At 68.3% G+C, this 2,730-nt stretch carries 4 protein-coding genes; all 4 read right to left on the reverse strand.

The window, feature by feature from the left end; translation table 11 throughout:
* Positions 1-140: 140 nt before the first annotated feature.
* Positions 141-329, reverse strand: coding sequence for a terminal protein Tpg-like protein (locus PV721_RS42750; protein WP_319734206.1), 189 nt, complete (start codon positions 327-329; stop codon positions 141-143).
* A 2-nt stretch (positions 330-331) separates the two neighbouring features.
* Positions 332-691 carry a helix-turn-helix domain-containing protein gene (locus PV721_RS44240; RefSeq protein ID WP_416371296.1) on the reverse strand — a complete coding sequence of 120 codons (360 nt, stop codon included), beginning with the start codon at positions 689-691 and terminating at the stop codon, positions 332-334.
* Positions 692-1,253: 562 nt separating this feature from the next.
* Positions 1,254-2,045: a hypothetical protein gene (locus PV721_RS42755; protein WP_319734208.1), complete on the reverse strand. Its 792-nt coding sequence runs from the start codon at positions 2,043-2,045 to the stop codon at positions 1,254-1,256.
* Between the two features lie 185 nt (positions 2,046-2,230).
* Positions 2,231-2,730: helicase associated domain-containing protein (locus PV721_RS42760; protein WP_319734210.1), on the reverse strand; the 500-nt coding region annotated here is incomplete at its 5' end.

Here is a 2,730-nt window from a genome sequence, read left to right on the forward strand (position 1 = left end):
ATCAGGATCCGCCCACCCCAGCCTCAGGCCGGCCGGGCAGGCACGCGACGCGGCCCGGTCGTCTGGGACTGGCGGGAGAAACGCGAGGCACTGCGCCACGAACCCGCCCCGCCCGCCGACCAGCGCTGACCCCGCAGCCGCTACACGAGCCCGAAGTCGATGAAGTCGACCTCCCCGAACCGCACCTGCAGCGCGTCCGCCCGCCGGCCCGCCTGCCGGAAGTAGACATGCCCCAACGCCCGGCCCAGGATCACCTCGTGCTGCCCCTCGGAAGCCCCGGCCTCCCACGCACGGAACAGCTCCCGCGCCACCACCCCGGGCACCGCCACCGTCAGCAGCGGAGCCGGGGATCATCAGAAGTACTGGCACCGGCCGCGAACCCGAAACGCGCCCGCGTGTGCACAACCAGCCCCCGCTCCTCCGCAGCAGCCCGCCGCCGAGCCCGCACCCGCGGCTGCCACCGCGCCCGCACCCGCGGCTGCCACCGCGCCCGCACCCGCGCCTCGATCACTGCCGTGTGGTGGCCACTCGGCCTGCCCCGCCCCGACACCCTCCGCGCCGTCCACCGCTGAACCGTCCGCAACGACACCCCCAACTCTCGCGCCACTACCTGCTTCGATCCCTTCGCCCACCTGAGCAGCACACGCAACTGCTCCTCAGTGGTGCCCGGCACCGGCTGTGTGAACAGCATCTGCTCCAACGCCGCCCGTACCACCGTGACCTCCGCCTGCCGACCAGCCCTTTGCACCGGGTCTCGCACGCTTCACGATGGCGGGCACCCGGAATCCCGATCCTCCGCCGCGAGGTACCGAGATGCGGTAGTGCTCTGGCGACCGCGTTCGGCATGCGCGTAGAAGGATGGGCCTGCTCAGCGGAGCGGGATCCAGGTGCTGGCGTAGAGCACGATGCTGCCTTTTTTGCTGGGTATGGCGGTGGCATCGGGTGCTTGCCCGCGGGTCTGCCTGCCGCTCGGCGGTGACTGACCTGGGTCCATGCCCGCGGGGCCGCTTGGCTATTCCGCTTCCGCTGAAGCGGAATAGCCTCATGCAGGGGACTTTACGGGGTGGGTGGCCGTGTACTCGACGGATCATCTGAGGCGAGCTGTTGTGTACTTGGGCACGCAGGAGTGGGCGTGGCACCAGATGTAACCGCCCGACGGGAGCGAACCGCACGGAAGATCCAAGTTCCTGCGGCCAACGTCGTGGTGGCGGCTAGACTCCCGATGAATTCCGGCAATGCGGTAGTAAGTACATTCATCGGTCGTTTCCCTCAGCCTTGTACGCAGCTGAGGCCACGGCGCGTTCAGCCTGCAGCCTCCCCAGTCGCTTCAGTTTGCGGCGCACTCGTTCGCCGAGAGCTACTGAATCGGCCTCCGCAACGGCCATGGCCGCCTCCGCCCAGGTGGCAACTTCCGGCCGTGACCAGGCCAACGCGACCTTTCGCTCGTCCTCGGAGAGTGCGTTGAGGACGGCAGCCAGCCGGGCGTCGTCTGGTTCGGCTCCAAGCGCCAGCTCTTGGGGGGACGGACTTCCGATGATCAGGTCGTACAGCGTGATCCCGTCTCCGAGAGGAGTATCCAAAAGCAGTACTCGCGTGCCTCCGGTCCTCCGTCGCCACAGCGGAGTCAGTTGTCGGTGAAGCGCCAAGGCTTCGGTGCGCAATTCGGCGACTGCCGACTCATAGGGGAGACCAGCAGGAGTGTCCAGCGAGAGTGCCCAGTCCCCCAGCAGGGCCGTGGACACAGCCTCCCTCCACTGGCCGCCCTGCCGCAAGACCAGCACTCGGGAGGCGAAGCGGTCGATGGCGTTGCTGTCACCGATCACCGCTGCTTCCCGTGCCCAGACAGCCTCCATTACGTCAGGTGCCGGGCCGTCATACATCGACGAAGGACCCGCGAACTCGGCAGGGAGACTGGCGACGCTCAGCTTGTATAGCCGCCCATTGGCGCAAATCTTGAAGCTGTGGGCAGTTGACGAGGCGACGCCAAGCCGATCCGCCGGGGTTATGGACTGTGCGTGAGGGGTCGGTAGCTGTTCAGAGGCCATGCAAGGCTCCCTCCACTGACGGCATCAGCATCACCCTTCGGTCCTGGGAGGACAGGGCCAACGGCAATAAATCTTGAACCGCACTTGCATTGGCACGTGGAGCTAACCTCACAAACCTGCTCTGACCAGCTGGGCCCAATCGCCAGGCTCCTGCGCCATGACCGGATGACCTGCCCGCCCCGCTCTCACCGCGCCCACTTCACGCCGAGTTCGGCGAGCGCGGCGAGCTGCGCGTGGTCGAGCTTGTCGCGGCGTTGCTTCTGGTTGGCGAGCCATACGCCGACGCGGTGGATGTCCCCGTCGGGCATCTCCTGCACACCGCCGCGTCCCGGCAGGCCGCCCTCCCGCGCGACATACTGCCGGAGGGCCTCCAGGCCCTTCTGGAACGCCTCGCCGCCCTTGCCCGGCCTGGACTTCGAGGCGGCCTTCGTCGGGGCCCTGCGCGCCCGTGGGGCCTTGGTCACGCCGAGTTCGCCGAGCCGCCGCTGCTGCTCCTCACCCAGCCGGTCCCAGTTCTGCCGTTGGGTGGCGAGCCAGCGTCCGATGTCTTCGCCGTGCCGGGTGACTCCGGGGACGATCGCGGTCAGGCGGGCGCCTTCGGCGAGGAGCTGGGTGAGGTAGGCGTAGTGGCGTTGCCAGTCGACGGTCCATCCCAGCGTTCCGGGGTTCCAGTCGGGGTCGAGGG

It is taken from the genome of Streptomyces sp. MB09-01, from assembly GCF_033794505.1.
Classification (GTDB): Bacteria; Actinomycetota; Actinomycetes; order Streptomycetales; family Streptomycetaceae; genus Streptomyces.

Bases quoted from the DNA above. Each gene is read 5' to 3' on its own strand.
- PV721_RS44240 (WP_416371296.1), bottom strand. From the start codon at position 691: ATGCTGTTCACACAGCCGGTGCCGGGCACCACTGAGGAGCAGTTGCGT.
- PV721_RS42755 (WP_319734208.1), bottom strand. From the start codon at position 2,045: ATGGCCTCTGAACAGCTACCGACCCCTCACGCACAGTCCATAACCCCG.